Here is a 16,484-nt window from a genome sequence, read left to right as displayed (position 1 = left end):
AGTAACGGGCATCGCCCGGGAGTCGAGGGAGTCCGGACAATCCCCGGCGCCCTACCGATCGACCTCAAGCATGAACGGCGCCGATTCATACACCGTTTCGTCACTGGTGATCGTGTAGTGGATCGGGATCACGGTGCCGCCGCCGATGATGGATCCGCTCTCGATGTCCAGGTCGATCGTCCCATCCGGCGCGATGTCGGCGATGAGCGTCAAGGCGTCACCGAGTGGTTGCCCGTCCCAGTACAGCTGGATCTCGTCCCCCTCCCGCATTCCTGTCGGCGAGCCGATCCGGATGCTCCCCATGGCCATCGTCGGATCGACCAACTCCACCTCGGGCGCGGGCAATTCCATGGCCATTCTCCTTCGTGTCGACGAGCGCCGAGGGGACGGCGACGTATGTGCCGAGTGTGCCGGACAGAGCCGACAGGGTTTCTTCCGACGGAAACTCAGAACTGCTCCGTGGCCGCCCGGTCGGCCAGTACGAGGGCGACGGCGGCAACGGCCGCGGCGATCAGGGCGACGGCGAACAGCGTCGCTCCCGTACGCAGGCCGACCGCGTCGCTCAAGTAGCCGACGGAGACCGGGAGCAGGCCGGCCGGGACGTAACCGCCCACATTGAGCGCCGCATTGGCCTCGGCGGCCCGTTCGCGCGGGACGGTCGCGCCGAGCAGGGTCAGGCCGCCGAGTTGGCCGAGGCCCTGCCCGGCGCCGGCGAGCATCGCGGCCAGGAACAGCAGCGGCGCGGAGGCGAGTTGCACGGCGCCGATCAGGGCGGCCATCGCGACCACCACCGCCGCCGCCCCGGCCGGCAGGGTGGTCCGTACCGCCAGTCGGCGAACCGCGAACTGCACGCCGGTCGCCGCGGCGAACATCACAAACGCGGTGGAGCCCGCGACGATCCGGCTCGACGTACCGAGCAGCCCGGCCAGGAGCGAGGGACCGAGGGACAGCACAAACGAGGTGGCGGTGATCCCGGGCGCGAACACCGCGATCCCGAGCAGTAGTTGCCGGCGGTTGGCGGTGGGGACGGACGCGATCCGCAACCGTCCGCCGGGGGTGCCGGCGGTACCGGCAGCGGCGCGACGCGCGGGCGCGAGCGGTATCCGGTACACGACCACGAACGCCGTGGCCAACAGCACCGCCTCGATCACGAACACCGTGGTCGTCGGCCCGGGAACGGTCTCGGACAGCACCCCCGCAAGCATCGGCCCGAGCCCCGCGCCCAGCACCATCGCCGACGACGCCGACAGCGCGGCGAGCCGCTTGCGCGCCGGTCCCGCCACGTCGGCGACCGCCGCCATGCCGGCCGACACGGTCGCCCCGACCGCGATCCCGGTGAGCAGGCGCGCGAGGCCCAGGGCCACCACCGACTGGGCGGTGGCGAAGACCACGCAGGCGAGGGCGGCCAGGCCGAGCGCGGGGAGCAGGACCGGTTTGCGGCCGATGCGGTCGGACAGGACGCCGGCCACGGTCAACGCGCCGAGCAGACCGACGATGTAGGCCGCGAAGACGACGGTCAAGGTACCCGCCGAGAAGCCGAACTCGCGCTGCCAGACGACGTAGAGCGGGGTCGCGGCATTGGACAGGACGAACACGGCGGTCACCGGCCACGCGGCGAGCCAAACGGCGGATCGCGGCGACTCGGCGGCCCGCTCGAGCGCCCGGCCGGAATCCTGGTCGGGAACCCGGCCGGCAGCCCTCGCGGGTGTGTGGCGAACGTCGGTGCTGGTCATGGAGCCCCCAAGGCATGGCTGTACGACTCGACTCGTACATGCTGTACGAGTCGAGTCGAACATGAAATGCAGTACGATGCAACTCGTACAGCTCACCCGAGTCGAGTCGCGGCCCACACCGAGGAGAGATGCCCAGTGCCCCACGACGCGGTCGTCCGCCCGGTCCCGAACGACGCCCCCGAGCCGCTGCCCGAACCCACGATCGCCGAGCTGCGGCTGGAGGTGGTGATGGGCGCGCTCAGCACCCCGCTCCGGATGGGCATCGTGCGCACGCTGCTCCTGGAGTCGACCGAGTTCGACCACACGTGCGGCTGGTTCGGCCTCGGCCAACCCAAGTCCTCGCTCACCCACCACTTCCGCGCGCTGCGCGAGGCCGGGCTGATCCGCCAGCGCCAATACGGCCTGGAGCGCCGCAGCCACGTCCGGATCGCCGACCTGGACCAGCGCTTCCCGGGTCTCCTGGACCTGGTCGCGGCCTGGTCACCGCCGGCAGGCTGAGCGACGCCGGCATCCCGAGCCGTCCGCATCACCTCGTCAGTGCCGGCTCGGCGCCGAGGTCGGCCGGGTCGGGACCGGCGGCCCGGCGGCCTCGATCGACAGCCGCGGCAGATACCGGTCCAACCACGCCGGCAACCACCAGTTGGCCCGCCGCAGCAGATGCATCACGGCCGGGACCAACACCGTCCGCAGCACGAAGGCGTCCAACGCCACCGCGGCGGTCAGCCCCACACCGAACTCGGCGATCACCCGCCGGCCGCCGAACACGAAGGACATGAACACCGCGATCATGATCGCCGCGGCGGCGGTGATCACCCGGCTCGTCTCGATCTGCCCGACCGCGATCGCCCGCGCGTTGTCCTTCGTCCGCACCCATTCCTCGTGCATCCGGCTGATCAGGAACACCTGGTAGTCCATCGACAGGCCGAACAGGATCGCCACCATGATCACCGGGACCGACGCCTCCACCGGCCCCTCCGCACCCGCGCCCAACTGCTCGGCGCCCCAGCCGAATTGGAAGACCAGCACCACCACCCCGAAGGACCCGCACGTGGCCAGCAGGTTCATCACCGCCGCCGTCACCGGCACCAGCAGACTGCGGAACGCCACCAGCAACAGCACGAAGCCGAGGACCACGATCACCACGATGAACAGCGGTAGTTTGTCGGCCAGTACACCGGAGAAGTCCTTGCCGATCGCGGTCGCGCCGCCGACGTGGACGCTGAGCGTCGAGGTCCGCTCGGCGGCCGGCACCGGGCCGTCGCGCAGCCGGTCGATCAGTTGTGCGGTTGCCTTCGACTGGGGCGACGTGGTCGGGAACACCCGGACGATGCCGATCCGCGCAGTCGGCGGGAGCGGCACCGCGGCCACCTCGGCGACACCCTTGGTCCGGCCCACCTCGGCGATCAGCGCGGCCAGTGCCGCGCGGTCGGCGTCCGAGCGCAGTTCGGCGACCAGTTGCAGCGGGCCGTTGAAGCCGGGGCCGAAGCCGCGCGCGAGCATGTCGTACGACTGCCGAGTGGTGGTCGAGGTCGCGTCGTTGCCCGAATCGGACAGGCCGAGTCGGATCGAGAACATCGGGATGGTCACCACCGCGATCAACCCGAGCGCCAACACGGTCAGCCGCCGGGGCTGCCGCCGCACGGTCCGCGACCAACGCACCCACATCCCCTCCCGGGCCGGGCGCGGCGAACGAGCCGTGTCGCCCGCGTGGCCCCCGTGGCCGGCGCGGCCCGCGTGGCCCGTGTCCCCCACGCCGGCCGAGGCACCGACCCCGGCCGCCCGCCGGCGCTCGCGCCGCGACAACACCCGCGTCCCGAGCAGGCCGAGCAGCGCCGGGAGCAGGGTCACCGCGGCGACGACCGTGCATACCACCGTCGTCGCGGCCGCCACCGCGGCGCCGTTGATGTAACTCATGTCGAGAACGAACAGGCCGAGCAGGGCGATCACCACCGTGCCGCCGGCGAAGAGTACGGCCCGGCCGGAAGTGTCCATCGCCTTGACCACCGAGTCGCGCACCGACAGGCCGGCCTTCAGGCCGGCGGTATGGCGGGTGACGACGAACAGCGCGTAGTCGATGCCGACGCCGAGGCCGATCAGGGTGCCGAGGATCGGACCCATCGAGCTGATCGACATCACGTGGCTCAGCAGCCGGACCAGCATCAGCCCGCTGCCCACGCCCGCCACCGCGGTCAGGATCGGCAGCAACATCGCGGCGAACGAACCGAACGCGACGAACAGGATGAGCGCGGCCGCGAGGATGCCGATCAGCTCACGTTTGTGGTCCGCGCCGTCGTCGTTCACGTCCTTGATCACCGCGCCGCCCAGCTCGACCCGCAGGCCGGCGGTCCGGGCGGCCTCGGCGGTGTCGATCACCCGGCGTACGTCGACCTTCGGGATGTCTTCCGCCTGTTCGGCGAACACGACGTCCGCGTACGCGACTTGCTCGCCCTTGGCGACTTGGGCCGCGGCGCCGGGGTCACTCGCGTACGGGCTGTTGATCGCGCTGACCGAGGGCAGTCGGGCGATCCGGTCGAGCATCTCGACCATGTGTTGCCGAACCGCCGGCTCCCGCACGCTGTGCCCCGGCTCCACCTGCCACACCACGGTCGCGGATGCCCCGGAGTGCTCCGGAAGTGCCTTCTCCACCAGGTCCGTTGCCTTGGTCGACTCGACGCCCGGCAGCGAGAAGCTCTCGTCGGTGGCGGACCCGGCCCGGAGGCCGGCGACGAGCAGCCCGGCCAGGGCCGACACCCAGATCAGCACCACCAGGGCACGGTGTCGATGGCACCAATTCGCGAGGACGGACACGTCGAACCTCCAAGGGCGCACCGGATCGGCGTCCCGAACCGAGCGGGACGCGGGCATGAAGGCGAGCCGCGCGGTTGCGCGTTCGGCTCGACCCCCGCATCCAGCGTGTCGTCGGCGGATCCCGGTTCGGTCGCCCGAGGGGAGGGTTTCCGGACTACCGCGAACGCCGCAGCCCGGGAAGGGAGTTACTGCGCGGACAGGCGGGCGGCCGGGCCGACCCGGACCATGCCGGTCTCGTACGCGACGATCACGAGCTGCGCGCGGTCGTGCGCGCCGAGCTTGACCATGGCCCGATTCACATGCGTCTTGACGGTGAGCCGACTGATCCCGAGCCGGTCGGCGATCTGCTCGTTGGTCAGCCCGGAGGCGGCCAGGAACATCGATTCGTGCTCCCGGTCGGTGAGTTCGGCCAGCCGCTCGCGGGCCCGGTCCAGGTTCTCCGGTGGGCCGGAGAGGAAACGCTCGATCAGACTGCGGGTGGCTCCGGGCGACAACAGCGCCTCGCCGCGCGCGACAAGCCGGATGGCATCGTGCAGTTCGGCCGGCTCGACGCCCTTGCCCAGGAAGCCGCTCGCGCCCGCCCGCAGTGCGGCAAAGATGTACTCGTCGATCTCGAAGGTGGTCAGGATCAGCACCTTCAGTTGCGCGAGGCGCGGGTCGGCGGTGATCTCCCGGGTGGCGGTCAGGCCGTCCATGTCCGGCATCCGAATGTCCATCAGCAACAGATCGGCCTCCACCGTTCGGGCCAACCGCAGTGCCTCGAGGCCGTTCGCCGCCTCACCGACGACCCGAAGATCGGCGGCGGAGTCCACGAACGCCTTGAACCCGGTCCGGACCAGGGCCTGGTCGTCGGCAATCAGCACACGAATCGTCACGACGCCTCATATCCGAATATCCGAGAGCAGTGTCCGGCGAGACCCCGGGCCCGGGGTCGGAGGGTGTTACTCCGGCCGGAGAAATGGGTGGCTCCGGCCGGAGAATCCATGGGGCGGGCGCGAGTACGCATCGGCGCCTCAGCCCGCCGGGTGAGCAACGGACGGGTCCCGGGGCGCGGCGTCGGAGGGCCGGGACCGCTCCGGGGTGCGGTCCGGACACCGCTCCTTGGTGGGCGTCGGCAACACCACACGCACCCGATACCCGCCGACCGCGCGCGGGCCTGCGGCGAACGTACCGCCGAGCGCGAGCGCCCGTTCGCGCATCCCGATCAGGCCGTGTCCGGAACCGCCGACCGGCTCGATCGGCCGGGTGGCCCGGGAGTTGGCGACCTCCACGGACACCGCGTCGCGCTCGTAGCCGATCCGTACGGTCGCCGTCGCGCCCGGCGCGTGCTTCCCGACGTTGGTCAGCGCCTCCTGCACCACGCGATACGCGGTGAGTTCGACGGCGGCGGGCAGGTCGCGACCTCGGCCGCTTTCCCGGCGGAGCACCGGGGTGCCGGCCGCCTCGACCGAGGCGAGCAGCGCGGGCAGCCGGTCCAAGCCGGGCGCCGGCTCGGTGGGCAGCGGGGCGTCCGCTCGGCGCAGCAGTCCCACGGTGGTCCGCATCTCGTCCAACGCCGCGCGACTGGCCCGTCGGATGTGACCGGCCGACTCCCGTGCCTGGTCCGGCGCGGTGTCCAACACCTGCGCGACCACGCCCGCCTGAACGTGGATCAGCGCGATGTGATGGGCGAGTACGTCGTGCAACTCCCGGGCGATGCGCAGCCGTTCCTCGACCACCCGGCGGGCCGCCTCGGCCTCGCGGGTACGCTCCGCCCGATCGGCCCGGTCCTGGATCGCCCCGACGAACGCCCGTCCGCTGCGTACCGCGTCGCCGACCGCGACGCCGAGGCCCATCCAGGTCAGCGGCACGGCGGCGGCCTGCCCCTGCCAGCACGGCGCACCGAACGCCAGGCCCGCGACCCCGATCCCGGCCGCGGCAACGATGGTGCCCGGTACGGCGATCCGGCGCGGACGCTCCACCGCCAGGGTGTACGCGGCGGTCATCGGCGCGAACAACAACACCGTGCGATAGCCGCCCTCGACGATGAACACGGCCATGCCGACCGAGGTCCACGCGAGCACCACCCCCGGCCAACGCCGCCGAAATACCAGCGAGAGGCTGATCAGCCCGGCCCAGAGGTTGTCCGGAAAGCGCAACACGCCCAACTCGGTGACCCGTTGCCCCACCGACTCGGGATCCCCCAACGGCTGCACCACGACGGCCGCCACGAACACGAAGACCGCCAACCCCCGGTCCACCAGGACCGGATGGTCCCGGACCGCTCGCCTCCCCCACACCAGGTGACCCACGCCCACACGCTATGCGCCGGGCCCCGCCGCCCCCGTCCTGCCCAGGTACGATCTCCCACCTACTGCGCGCGCGGTATGACCGAGCCGACCACCCGGCCGATCGCCCCCGGCCGCCGGCCGCACTACAGCCGGTCGTACCAGCCCGGGTGGCTGTTGTGCAGGGCGGCCAGGGCCAGGAGTATGCGGCCGTCGGTGTGGCCCGGCGGCAGGTCGTAGGAGTCCGTCGTGCCGACGCTGCCCAGGTATTCGAAGACCCGCTTGCCGTCGTGTCGCCAGATCGTGCGCAGCGGCAACCTCGGTGCCTTCCCGCCCAGTACCGCCACCGCCATCATCAGCCCCCACAGCGGGGACAGCGCCCACCACGCGATCCAGCCGAACGTGGTGCCCTTCGCCGCGTGCAGCGTGGGCCCCTCCGCCGGGCGGATCGTCCAGGACGTGCGGCGCAGTCGGCGGATGCTGCCCTGCTCGCGGTGCACCGTCGCCAGGTGTTCCCCGGCCGGCCCGGTGATGCTGTAGACCGCGTAGTCGGGCGCGGCCGAGTAGGTCCCCACCGCCGCGATCCGGTGCCGCCGGGTCCGGTCGGCCCACAGGGTCAGGTGGCGCGAGGGGGAACTGCCCATGCCGTCCGTGGAGGCCGCGTCGATGTACGCGACGTCCTCGTAGTGCCGTTCCCCCTGCGGGCGGACCCGGACGATCGGGCCGACCCAGATGTGTTCGGGAACGTCCTTGGCTTCATCAGCCTGGAGCGCGCGGCGTACCTCGATTGCGGCACCCGCGCCCGTGTGAAGCGCGACGGTCATGTGCGTCCAGAGTTCGGAAAACGGCCGGTCTGGACAGCAGCGTAGACAGCGTTGCCTCGGCTTGGGGAACGAGGGACCGAGAACCCCACCAAAGCCTGGTCGGGCCGGGCGGAAAATGCCCGCCCGGCCGTCCGAAGTCGTCATCTCTGGGTGGTTATCAGGGATTTACCCGCGCTGGTTCCGGACCTCGGCGAAGTCCGAGCGGTGTTCCTCGGCCCACTGGCGAAACGTTCTGCCAGGTCGCCCGGTGACCGCCTCGGTGGTGCCGAGGACGGGCTCGGGCTCGACCGCCGCCTGCCACAGATCGAGCAGCGAATCGGCGTAGCCCTCGTTCATGTAGGGGGCGAGTCCGGCGCGCGCCGCCTCGCGGGAGACCTCGGCCAACGGCAGCTCGTGGCCGAGCACATCGGCCAGGATCGCGATCTGCTCGACGAACGACAACGATTCGGGGCCGTTCAGGTCGAGCGTCTCGCCGAGGTGGTCGCCGGCCACCAGCACGGCCGTGGCGACGTCGGCGATGTCGTCCTCGTGGATCGGTGCCATCTGGGCTTCGGGGTAGGCGAGTTGGATGGCGCCGGCGCCGAGCAGTTGGTACTTCCAGCCGATCGTGTTGCGGGCGAATGCGCCGGGTCGCAGGATCGTGTACGGAATGCCGGATTCGGCGACCGCGACCTCGACGGCGTAATGGCCCGCCGCGAGCGGGTTGTTCGCCGGATCGGCCGCGGCCGTCGAGGCCGAGGACAGCACTACCAGGTGCCGGACGCCGGCGGCCCGCGCGGCCTCGACGAAGTCGGCGATGCCGGCGGCCTCGGCGTACAGGAACACGCGGTCGACATCGCGCAACGCGACCGCCGCGTTGTCCGGTTCGCGCAGCGACAGCCGAACGGCCTCGACGCCGGCGATCGGTTCGAGCTCGGTCGGATCGCTACTGGCGATCCGAACCTCGTGGCCGGCGGCGACGAGGCGAGCGATCACGCCGCGCGCGACACTGCCGCGGGCGCCGGTGACGAGAGTGGTCATGGTGAGCGAAGTCCTTTGTGCGGTGGGACAAGAGTCGAGGGAAACAGCGGGGCGAACACGGCGCCCATGCCGAGGCCGGTGACGAACAGCGGCGCGATCGGCTCGACGCTCGTGGTGTTCGGGCCGTAGTGGGCGACCACGAGGGCGAGGGCGACCAGGCCGGTCATGGTGACCCCGACGCCGTCGTTTCACCATGATCGATGGACGAACAGCGTTCGTTACGAACAACGTACGTACCGAACACTGTTCCGTCAAGGCGTATACTCACCGCATGGCCACCTCACCCGGCGAACCGCACCCGCAACGGCAGTCGCAGTCGCTGTCGCGCGCGTCCACCGACTCCGCGCCGATCAGCCGGCGCACGCGGCCGGCCAAGGCCGCGCTCAGCTCGGACGCGCTCGTGTCCGCCGCGCTGGCGATCCTGGACGCGGACGGGCTCGACGCGGTGACCATGCGGCGGGTCGCCCAGGCGCTGGATACCGGCGCGGCGTCGCTGTACGTATACGTGGCCAACCGCGACGAGTTGCTCGCGCTCGTCTACGACCGGGTGCTCGGCGAGATCCCGCTGCCCGCCGTCGGGCCGGTCGGGGCGCCGCACCCGGGCTGGCGCGCGGAGTTGACCGCGCTGATCCAGGCGGCCGTCACCGTACTCGGCCGGCATCGCGGCATCGCGACGGTGGCCCTGGGGGACGTACCGACCGGCGCCAACGCACTCGCGCTGGCCGAGGCGATCCTCGCTCTGCTGGCCGGCGCGGGGATCGACGACCTGACCCGCTCGCTTGCGCTGGACCTGATCAACCTGTACATCACGGCTCGGGCGGCCGAGCAGTCCGCGTACCTCGCCAAGGGCGCGCAGGGGTTGACCGAGGAGAGCGCGGTGGCCGAGATGGACGAGGCGTTCGGGCGGTTGTCGGCGGCGGACTACCCGCATCTGGTGTCGATGCGCCCGACGCTCACCGAGGGCTCCGGCGACGAACGCGACGCGTGGGGCATCGAGGTCCTGCTCAACGGCATCCTCGCCACGGGCTGACTTGTCGGGCGGCCTCGGTCGTGCGCACCGACGTGCCGAGGCGTGCGGCCGTCGGCGGCGGCCCGGCTACGGATCCGCAGGAGCAGGAGCAGGAGCCGGAGCACCCATCAACTCCCGGGAGGCCACGGCGTGATCGACGAAGGCATGTGCGGGCGATCTCCGGTATAGCTGTCGGGTCGTCAGCTATACCGACCATCCAGTCACCCGGGGTCCGCCATGTCCGACGCCTGGACCGTCGCCCTGCTCATGGGCGGGATCGTGCTGCTCGGCGCCTCGGTGCAGCGGCTGACCGGGATGGGCTTCGCGCTGGTCGCGGCGCCCGGCCTGGTGTTGTTGCTCGGCCCGGCGCAGGGGGTGGTGTTGTGCAACGGCGGCGCGGGGGTGATCAGCGCGATCGGGCTGGCCGCATCCTGGCGTCGGGTACGCCTGGCCGCGATGCTCCCGCTGGTGATCGCGGCGGCGTGCACCGTCCCGCTGGGCTCGTGGGTGGCCGCGCGGTTGCCGGAGCCGTGGTTGCTCGCGGGCATCGGCGCGGCGGTCTGCGTCGCGGTGGTGTTCGTGATGCGCGGGGTGCGTGTACCGGCCCTACGGGCCCGCCGGGGCGCGGTGGCCGCCGGCGCGGCGAGTGGCTTCATGAACTCCTCGGCCGGCGTCGGCGGCCCGGCGGTATCCCTGTACGCCCTCAACGCCGGGTGGACCGCCGCCGAGTTCGTCCCCAACGCCCAGTTCTACGGGGTTGTGGTGAACGCCTTCTCCCTGGCCGCCAAACCACTGCCCCACCTGACCGCGCAGTCCTGGACGACAATCACGACAGCCCTGATATCCGGCGCCGCGATAGGCCAATTCCTGGCCGCCCACACCAACGAACACCAGGCCAAACGCGCCGTGCAATGGCTGGCTCTGGCCGGCGGCGCGACAACCCTCGCCAAGGGCCTGTGGACCCTGTAACGCCTCGAACCCGACCGTCGCGTCAGGCCACGTGGAAGGACACGTCACCGATGTTCACAGCCACCTCGAGCCGACCCCCGAGCGCAGCCGCATACGAGCGCAGCGTCTCCAACTCCATCGCGTCGAGATCCCCCGTCTCGATCTGCGACACGCGTGCTTGCGAGACGCCGAGCACGGCCGCGACCTCTGTCTGCGTCTTGCCCAACGACTTGCGCAGTTCCTTCAGTTGGAAGCCGACGACGTAGGCATCCAACTCGGCCCGGGCCCGCGACTGCACGGCAGGATCGGCCAGGTTCGGACTGACACGGTGGGCGTCGGCTTTGACATCCTGCCAACGTCGAGCGGGATTCATGCTCGCTGCTCCTTCAACTCCTTCTGCTCCTCGCGAAACACCCACCACCACCGAGCTTCCGCAAGCGGGATCGCCTCTTCGTACCACCGCGACCGGTGATCGGGCACACGAATGAGAGTCACATCCCTCTCGTGGTGTCGTTTGGGGCTCCCGCGTGGGCAGATCATCAGAATGATCCTCATGAAAGATCTGGCCGAACCCGCGTCCCCGGTCGAGTCGCGTCCCGGGGCGGGCCGTGGGGGTGGGGGGCGGACCGCGGCGGAGGAGGAGAAGCTTCGCGGGGTGCGGCGGATGAAGGTGATTGCCACCGGGTTTTTGGTTTTCGCCGTCGTGTTGTTCGTACTGGCTCGGTGGGCCGAGGCGCGGGGGGCCGGGAGTTGGGCCGGGTACGTGCAGGCCGCGGCCGAGGCCGGGATGGTCGGGGCGATGGCCGACTGGTTCGCGGTGACCGCGTTGTTTCGGCGACCGCTCGGGCTGCCGATCCCGCATACCGCGATCATCCCGACCCGCAAGGACGCCCTCGGGCGCAATCTCGGCGAGTTCGTCGGGGAGAACTTCCTCTCCGAGTCGGTCGTCCGGCAGCGGCTGAGTCGGATGGAGGTCTCCCGGCGGGCCGGCACCTGGCTGGCTGCCCCCGGGCATGCCGAGCGGGTCACCGACCAACTGGGCGCGCTGGCCCGCGCCGCGCTCACCGTGCTGCGCGACGAGGACGTGCAGAGCGTGTTCGCCCACGCGATCACCCGTCGGGTCTCCGCCCAGGCGGTCGCCCAGCCGATCGGCGAGTTGCTCGACCGGATGGTTCGCGAGGGAGCCCACCACGGCCTGGTCGACCTGGTCGCGGACAAGGCGCACGACTGGCTGGAGCAACATCGCGACGCCGTGCTGCGCGTGGTCAGCGAGGAGTCGCCGGGCTGGGCACCGCGCTTCCTGGACCGGCAGATCGCCAACAAGGTGCACCGCGAACTGGTCCGGTTCGCGGGCGCGGTGCGCGACGATCCGGAGCATCCGGCCCGACTCGCGGTGGACAACTTCCTTGCCGACGTGGCCCGCGACCTCCAGCACGATCCGCAGATGATCGCCCAGATCGAGGGCCTGCGCGATCGCACCATCGCGCACCCGGCCGTGCAGGAACTGATCGCGTCGGTGTGGAGCGCCGCCCGCGCGATGCTCGTCGAGGCCACCGAGGACCCGAACAGCGAACTGCGCAGCCGGGTCACCGTCGCGCTGCGCTCGCTCGCCGGGCGACTCGCCGAGGACCCGCGCGTACGCGGCAAGGCCGACCGCTGGATCGAGCAGGCCGTCGCCTACGTGGTGACCACGTACCGCGACGAGATCACCGCGTTGATCACCGACACGGTCGGCGCGTGGGACCCGAAGGAGACCAGTCGCAAGATCGAGATCAACGTCGGCCGCGACCTCCAGTTCATCCGGATCAACGGCACCGTCGTCGGCGCGCTGGTCGGCCTGCTGATCCACACCGTGACCCAGGTCACCGGCTGAGCGCGGCAACCGGGCCGGCTACCGCGACAGTTCCTCCGCCCGCGCCTTCGCCGCGCGCAGGTCCACCTTGCCGGCGGCCGTACGCGGGACGGCTTCGACGAAGTGGATGCGCTTGGGCGTCTTGTAGCCCGCGATCCGGGCCCGCGCGTGCGCCGTGATCGCCTCGGCCGTCGGTTCGGTGCCGTCCCGGACCACCACGAGCGCCGTGACCGCCTGGCCGAAGCGCGGGTCCGGTACGCCGACCACGACCGCGTCGAACACGTCGGCGTGCGACTTCAGCACGTTCTCCACCTCGTCCGGATACACCTTCTCGCCGCCGGTGTTGATCGTCGCGCTGCCGCGGCCCAGCAGGATGATGCTGCCGTCCCGGTCGAGCAGCGCGGAGTCGCCCGGCAACACCCAGCGCCGCCCGGCCGCGTCCCGGACGAAGGTGGCCTTCGTCTTCTCGTCGTCGCCGTGATACCCGAGCGGGATGTGTCCGCTGACCGCGAGTCGGCCCACCTCCCCCGAGCCGGGCTCGACCGGCACCAGGTGCTCGTCGAGCACCGTGGTGGTGTCCGAGGCGGCGAACCGGGTGGCCGCGCCGAGCGCGCCGGTCTGCCGGGTCGCGGCGCCGGTCTCGGACGCGCCGAAGCTGTCGATCACGAACAGGCCCGCCTGTTCGAGCGCGGTCCGGACCGCGGCGCTCATCGGCGCCCCGCCGTTGCTGACCGCCTTGAGCGCGGACAGGTCGTAGCGGTCCGGATTGGCCGCCAGCCAGTCCGCCAGCGGCCGGCCCATGCCGTCGCCGACCACCGCCATCGACAGCGCCTTCTCCCGGGCCGCCAGCGCCAGTACGGCGTCCGCGTCGAAGGTGCGCCCGGTCCACATCAGGAACGTGTTGCCCATATAGAAGGTGTTCCACATCGACCACTGCCCGCCGCCGTGCATCATCGGCGCCAGCCCGAGCATGGTCAGCCCGGCCGACTCCCGTACCGTCTCCGCCAGTTCGCCCGGCGCCGGCAACTTCGGCCGAGCGCCGCGACCGGCCTGGAGGGCGGCGAAGAAGATGTCCTCGCCGCGCCACAGCACACACTTGGGCATCCCGGTCGTACCGCCCGTGTACAGGCCGTACAGATCGTCCTCGCTGCGCGCCCCGAAGCCGCGTGCGGGCGAGGCCGCCGCGAGCGCGGCCTCGTAGCCGACGGTGCCCTCGGCCGGTTCGGTCGAGCCGTCCTCCAGGATCACCACGTGCTTCACCGCCGGGAAGTCGGCCCGGATCGCCTCGGTGAGCCCCGCGAACGAGCGCTCGGCGACCACCGCGACCATGCCCGAGTTCTCGTAGAGGTAGCGCAGTTCCGCCTCGACGTAGCGGTAGTTGATGTTGATCGGCACCGCACGCGCCTTGTGGCAGCCGATCATCGCCTCGACCCACTCGGCGCGATTCCACGCGTGGATCCCGACGAAGTCGCCCGGCTCGATCCCGGCCCCGAGCAGGTGGTGCGCGAACCGGTTGGCCCGCTCGTCCAGTTGACGGTACGTCAGTCGTACCTCGCCCGCGATCAACGCGGTGCGGTCGGGAATCGCGTCCACCACGATCTCGAACAGATCGGCGAGGTTGAACGACGGGCTGACGGACGTCATGGTCGGCTCCCACGGCGGATGAACGAAACGAACGAACAACGAACGAGCAACGGGCGAACTGGCGAACGAGCAGCCCGGAACGGCTCGAAGCAGGGTCGGGCCAACTTACCCTTGACTCGATCAAAAGAATAGGTTCACCGCCGCCGGTCGACCCCCGCCCGCCGACCCCTCGGCAGCGCAGTGAAATCAGCCGCGGGTGGGCCGCAACCCGGACCCCCACCCGTGCGTCGAAATGATGAGGACCCGCCGGGGGATTGCCGTCCCTGACCCGGCGGGCCCGTTTCATGCCGAAGTTTTCCGATGGCACATCAGGTGCCCTTGAACTCCGGGGTCTTCTTCGCCGCGAAGGCTCGCGGACCGATCTTGGCGTCGTCGCTCATGAATACTCGCATGCCGATCTGCGATTCCAGCTTGAACGCATCTTCCTCGGTCAACTGGTCGGTTTCACGCAGAACGCGCAGGACCGCCTGAACGGCGATCGGACCGTTGGCGGCGATCTGGTGGGCGATCTCCATCGCCCGCTCCAGCGCACCGCCGTCCGGCACGACATGGCCGATCAGACCGAGCTCCTTGGCTTCGGGCGCCTTGATATGGCGGCCCGTCAACAGCAGGTCGGCGGCGACAGTGTACGGAATCTGACGGCGCAGGCGCACCGCCGACCCGCCGAGCGGGAAAAGACCCCAGCGCACCTCGGACACCCCGAAACGCGCCGACTCGCCCGCGACGCGGATGTCGGTGGCCTGGAGGATCTCGGTGCCGCCCGCGATGGCCGGTCCCTCGATCGCGGCGATCAGGGGCTTGGTGAGGGTGAAGCCCTTGAGACACCACTTCATCACGGACATGTCCATCGCCGGCCGACCGTCGCCGCCCTTGAACGCGTCGCCCGGCGCACGCCGACTCATCGCCTTGAGGTCGGCGCCCGCGCAGAACGCGCCGCCGGCGCCGGTGAGGACGGCCACCCGGATCTCCGGGTTCGCGTTGACCTCGTCCCAGGCGGCCTCCAGGATCTGGACCATCTCGCCGGTGACCGCGTTGCGCGCCTCCGGGCGGTTCATCGTGACGATCAGGACGGGGCCGTCCCGCTCGACCAGGGCGTGGGGTTCGCTCATGTTTCCTCGTCTCCAGGGGTCACAGGGGTATGTCGTCGCGGCCGTCGCAGCCATCGCGGCAGGCCGTGGCCGCCGCCGTTCGGCAACCACAGCAACCACGGCAGCCGCAGCAGTCGCCGCTCAGGCGAACTCGCCCGCCGCCGTGGCCGCGAAGCCGGCGCCGATCCGCAGCGCCTGCTCGGTCGCGCCGCCGAGGGAGAGTTCGAGCTGCTTGGCGTGGTTGAAGTAGCGGTGTACGAAGTGCTCCTCGGCAATCCCCATCCCGCCGTGCACGTGTATCGCCGCGTGCGCCACCCGGTGCCCGCCGTCGGCCGCCCAGAACTTGGCGGTGGCGATCGCCTCCGCCGCGTCCAGCCCCTCGGCCGCCTGCCACGCGGCCTGCCACGTGGTCAGCCGGATCCCCTCGACATCGATGTAGGCATCGGCCAGCCGGTGGCCCACCGCCTGGAACGAGCCGATCGGCCGCTTGAACTGGACCCGTTCGCTCGCGTACTTCGCGGTCTCGCGCATCGCCTTCTCGGTCACCCCGAGCTGCGTCGCGCACAGCGCGAGGGTGGCCCGGTCGCGCAGCCGCAGCGCCGCGTCGGGGCCGCCCAGCGGCACGCCGACCGCGCCCACCAGCGTCACCAGGCCGGCGATCTCCTTGGCCGTGGTCAGCTGCGCCTCGATCCGCACCCCGGGCGCCTGCGGCTCGACCAGGAACACCCCGGCCGCGCCGCCCCCGAGGTCCGCCGACACCAGGATCAGGTCGGCGATCGTGGCCACCGGCACGCCGGTCTTGACCCCGTCCAGGCGCCAAGTCCCGTCAACCCGCGCCGCCTTGGTGGCGGGCGCCGCGCCGTCCCGCCCATACGGCTCGGCCAGCGCGTAGGTCAGGATCCTTGATCCGTCCACCGCCCCCGGCAGCCACGCCGCCTGCTGCTCGGCCGTCCCCAACTCGTTCAGGATCGACGCGGCCACCACGATCGACGGCCCGAACGGCACCGGCGCGAGGGTACGGCCGATCTGCTCCAGGATCAGGCACTGCTCGAACACGCCGTAGCCCGAACCGCCGAACTCCTCCGGCAGCCCGATCCCGAGCAGATTGGCCTTGGCCAACTCCGCCCACAACTCCCGGTCCAGGCGCGGCGCGCCCTCGTCCTCGACCCGCCGATCCAGCGCGGTGAGCGCCTCGTGGGTGACCCGCTCGCCGAGGATCCGCCCGGCCAGGCCCACCAGGTCCTGCTGTTCTTCCGTGTAATCGAAGTCCATTTCACCTGTCCTTGTCAGC

The 16,484-nt window shown here is 71.1% G+C and carries 16 protein-coding genes; 4 read left to right on the top strand and 12 right to left on the bottom strand.

Annotation, left to right across the window (positions count from 1 at the left end; all coding sequences use genetic code 11):
- Positions 1-51: 51 nt before the first annotated feature.
- Complete coding sequence (locus tag ABIA38_RS42940) at positions 52-351, bottom strand: hypothetical protein (protein ID WP_424644464.1); 300 nt, start codon at positions 349-351, stop codon at positions 52-54.
- A 95-nt stretch (positions 352-446) separates the two neighbouring features.
- The gene (locus ABIA38_RS42935) at positions 447-1,733 is read right to left on the bottom strand and encodes an MFS transporter (RefSeq protein WP_424644463.1); all 1,287 of its coding nucleotides are present in this window, start codon (positions 1,731-1,733) and stop codon (positions 447-449) included.
- 135 nt (positions 1,734-1,868) lie between these two features.
- Between ABIA38_RS42935 and ABIA38_RS42930 the strand changes: the two genes are divergently transcribed.
- On the top strand, positions 1,869-2,231 hold the full coding sequence (locus ABIA38_RS42930; protein WP_424644462.1) for an ArsR/SmtB family transcription factor: 363 nt from the start codon (positions 1,869-1,871) through the stop codon (positions 2,229-2,231).
- Positions 2,232-2,267: 36 nt separating this feature from the next.
- Here the strand turns inward: ABIA38_RS42930 and ABIA38_RS42925 are convergent, their stop codons facing one another.
- From ABIA38_RS42925 to ABIA38_RS42900, 6 genes are all read right to left on the bottom strand, one after another.
- On the bottom strand, positions 2,268-4,499 hold the full coding sequence (locus tag ABIA38_RS42925) for an MMPL family transporter (protein WP_424644461.1): 2,232 nt from the start codon (positions 4,497-4,499) through the stop codon (positions 2,268-2,270).
- A gap of 227 nt (positions 4,500-4,726) precedes the next feature.
- Positions 4,727-5,416 (bottom strand): response regulator transcription factor, encoded by a 690-nt coding sequence (locus ABIA38_RS42920; RefSeq protein ID WP_424644460.1) that lies wholly within the window; start codon positions 5,414-5,416, stop codon positions 4,727-4,729.
- A 138-nt stretch (positions 5,417-5,554) separates the two neighbouring features.
- The gene (locus ABIA38_RS42915) at positions 5,555-6,832 is read right to left on the bottom strand and encodes a sensor histidine kinase (protein ID WP_424644459.1); all 1,278 of its coding nucleotides are present in this window, start codon (positions 6,830-6,832) and stop codon (positions 5,555-5,557) included.
- A gap of 122 nt (positions 6,833-6,954) precedes the next feature.
- Positions 6,955-7,632: a hypothetical protein gene (locus ABIA38_RS42910; protein WP_424644458.1), complete on the bottom strand. Its 678-nt coding sequence runs from the start codon at positions 7,630-7,632 to the stop codon at positions 6,955-6,957.
- A 165-nt stretch (positions 7,633-7,797) separates the two neighbouring features.
- Entirely contained in the window at positions 7,798-8,652 is an 855-nt protein-coding gene (locus tag ABIA38_RS42905; RefSeq protein ID WP_424644457.1) for an NAD(P)H-binding protein, read from the bottom strand.
- Positions 8,649-8,819, bottom strand: a complete 171-nt coding sequence (locus ABIA38_RS42900) for a hypothetical protein (protein ID WP_424644456.1) — start codon at positions 8,817-8,819, stop codon at positions 8,649-8,651. Before ABIA38_RS42900 ends, ABIA38_RS42905 begins: the two co-directional genes overlap by 4 nt.
- Before the next feature lie 104 nt (positions 8,820-8,923).
- Between ABIA38_RS42900 and ABIA38_RS42895 the strand changes: the two genes are divergently transcribed.
- A complete protein-coding gene (locus ABIA38_RS42895) occupies positions 8,924-9,682 on the top strand; it encodes a TetR/AcrR family transcriptional regulator (protein ID WP_424644455.1) in 759 nt (252 codons plus the stop codon).
- A gap of 216 nt (positions 9,683-9,898) precedes the next feature.
- Entirely contained in the window at positions 9,899-10,630 is a 732-nt protein-coding gene (locus ABIA38_RS42890) for a TSUP family transporter (RefSeq protein WP_424644454.1), read from the top strand.
- 22 nt (positions 10,631-10,652) lie between these two features.
- Here the strand turns inward: ABIA38_RS42890 and ABIA38_RS42885 are convergent, their stop codons facing one another.
- Entirely contained in the window at positions 10,653-10,982 is a 330-nt protein-coding gene (locus ABIA38_RS42885) for a helix-turn-helix domain-containing protein (RefSeq protein ID WP_424644453.1), read from the bottom strand.
- Between the two features lie 180 nt (positions 10,983-11,162).
- Here ABIA38_RS42885 and ABIA38_RS42880 point away from each other — a divergent pair, with 180 nt between their 5' ends.
- The gene (locus tag ABIA38_RS42880; RefSeq protein WP_424644452.1) at positions 11,163-12,482 is read left to right on the top strand and encodes a DUF445 domain-containing protein; all 1,320 of its coding nucleotides are present in this window, start codon (positions 11,163-11,165) and stop codon (positions 12,480-12,482) included.
- Between the two features lie 18 nt (positions 12,483-12,500).
- Here the strand turns inward: ABIA38_RS42880 and ABIA38_RS42875 are convergent, their stop codons facing one another.
- The 3 genes from ABIA38_RS42875 to ABIA38_RS42865 form a co-directional block, all read right to left on the bottom strand.
- The gene (locus ABIA38_RS42875) at positions 12,501-14,105 is read right to left on the bottom strand and encodes an AMP-binding protein (protein WP_424644451.1); all 1,605 of its coding nucleotides are present in this window, start codon (positions 14,103-14,105) and stop codon (positions 12,501-12,503) included.
- A gap of 308 nt (positions 14,106-14,413) precedes the next feature.
- Positions 14,414-15,214 carry a crotonase/enoyl-CoA hydratase family protein gene (locus tag ABIA38_RS42870; RefSeq protein ID WP_424644450.1) on the bottom strand — a complete coding sequence of 267 codons (801 nt, stop codon included), beginning with the start codon at positions 15,212-15,214 and terminating at the stop codon, positions 14,414-14,416.
- A 120-nt stretch (positions 15,215-15,334) separates the two neighbouring features.
- Complete coding sequence (locus ABIA38_RS42865) at positions 15,335-16,465, bottom strand: acyl-CoA dehydrogenase family protein (protein WP_424644449.1); 1,131 nt, start codon at positions 16,463-16,465, stop codon at positions 15,335-15,337.
- Positions 16,466-16,484: the final 19 nt, after the last annotated feature.

The sequence above is a fragment of the Embleya sp. AB8 genome, assembly GCF_049739465.1.
Lineage (GTDB): Bacteria > Actinomycetota > Actinomycetes > Streptomycetales > Streptomycetaceae > Embleya.
The sequence above is the reverse complement of the archived record's forward strand: the minus strand, read 5'-3'. Positions and strand labels throughout refer to the sequence as shown.

Excerpts from the sequence above, each read along its gene's own strand:
- ABIA38_RS42940 (WP_424644464.1), bottom strand. The coding sequence starts at position 351 with ATGGAATTGCCCGCGCCCGAGGTGGAGTTGGTCGATCCGACGATGGCC.
- ABIA38_RS42935 (WP_424644463.1), bottom strand. The coding sequence starts at position 1,733 with ATGACCAGCACCGACGTTCGCCACACACCCGCGAGGGCTGCCGGCCGG.
- ABIA38_RS42910 (WP_424644458.1), bottom strand. The coding sequence starts at position 7,632 with ATGACCGTCGCGCTTCACACGGGCGCGGGTGCCGCAATCGAGGTACGC.
- ABIA38_RS42905 (WP_424644457.1), bottom strand. The coding sequence starts at position 8,652 with ATGACCACTCTCGTCACCGGCGCCCGCGGCAGTGTCGCGCGCGGCGTG.
- ABIA38_RS42900 (WP_424644456.1), bottom strand. The coding sequence starts at position 8,819 with ATGACCGGCCTGGTCGCCCTCGCCCTCGTGGTCGCCCACTACGGCCCG.
- ABIA38_RS42895 (WP_424644455.1), top strand. The coding sequence starts at position 8,924 with ATGGCCACCTCACCCGGCGAACCGCACCCGCAACGGCAGTCGCAGTCG.
- ABIA38_RS42890 (WP_424644454.1), top strand. The coding sequence starts at position 9,899 with ATGTCCGACGCCTGGACCGTCGCCCTGCTCATGGGCGGGATCGTGCTG.
- ABIA38_RS42885 (WP_424644453.1), bottom strand. The coding sequence starts at position 10,982 with ATGAATCCCGCTCGACGTTGGCAGGATGTCAAAGCCGACGCCCACCGT.
- ABIA38_RS42880 (WP_424644452.1), top strand. The coding sequence starts at position 11,163 with ATGAAAGATCTGGCCGAACCCGCGTCCCCGGTCGAGTCGCGTCCCGGG.
- ABIA38_RS42875 (WP_424644451.1), bottom strand. The coding sequence starts at position 14,105 with ATGACGTCCGTCAGCCCGTCGTTCAACCTCGCCGATCTGTTCGAGATC.
- ABIA38_RS42870 (WP_424644450.1), bottom strand. The coding sequence starts at position 15,214 with ATGAGCGAACCCCACGCCCTGGTCGAGCGGGACGGCCCCGTCCTGATC.
- ABIA38_RS42865 (WP_424644449.1), bottom strand. The coding sequence starts at position 16,465 with ATGGACTTCGATTACACGGAAGAACAGCAGGACCTGGTGGGCCTGGCC.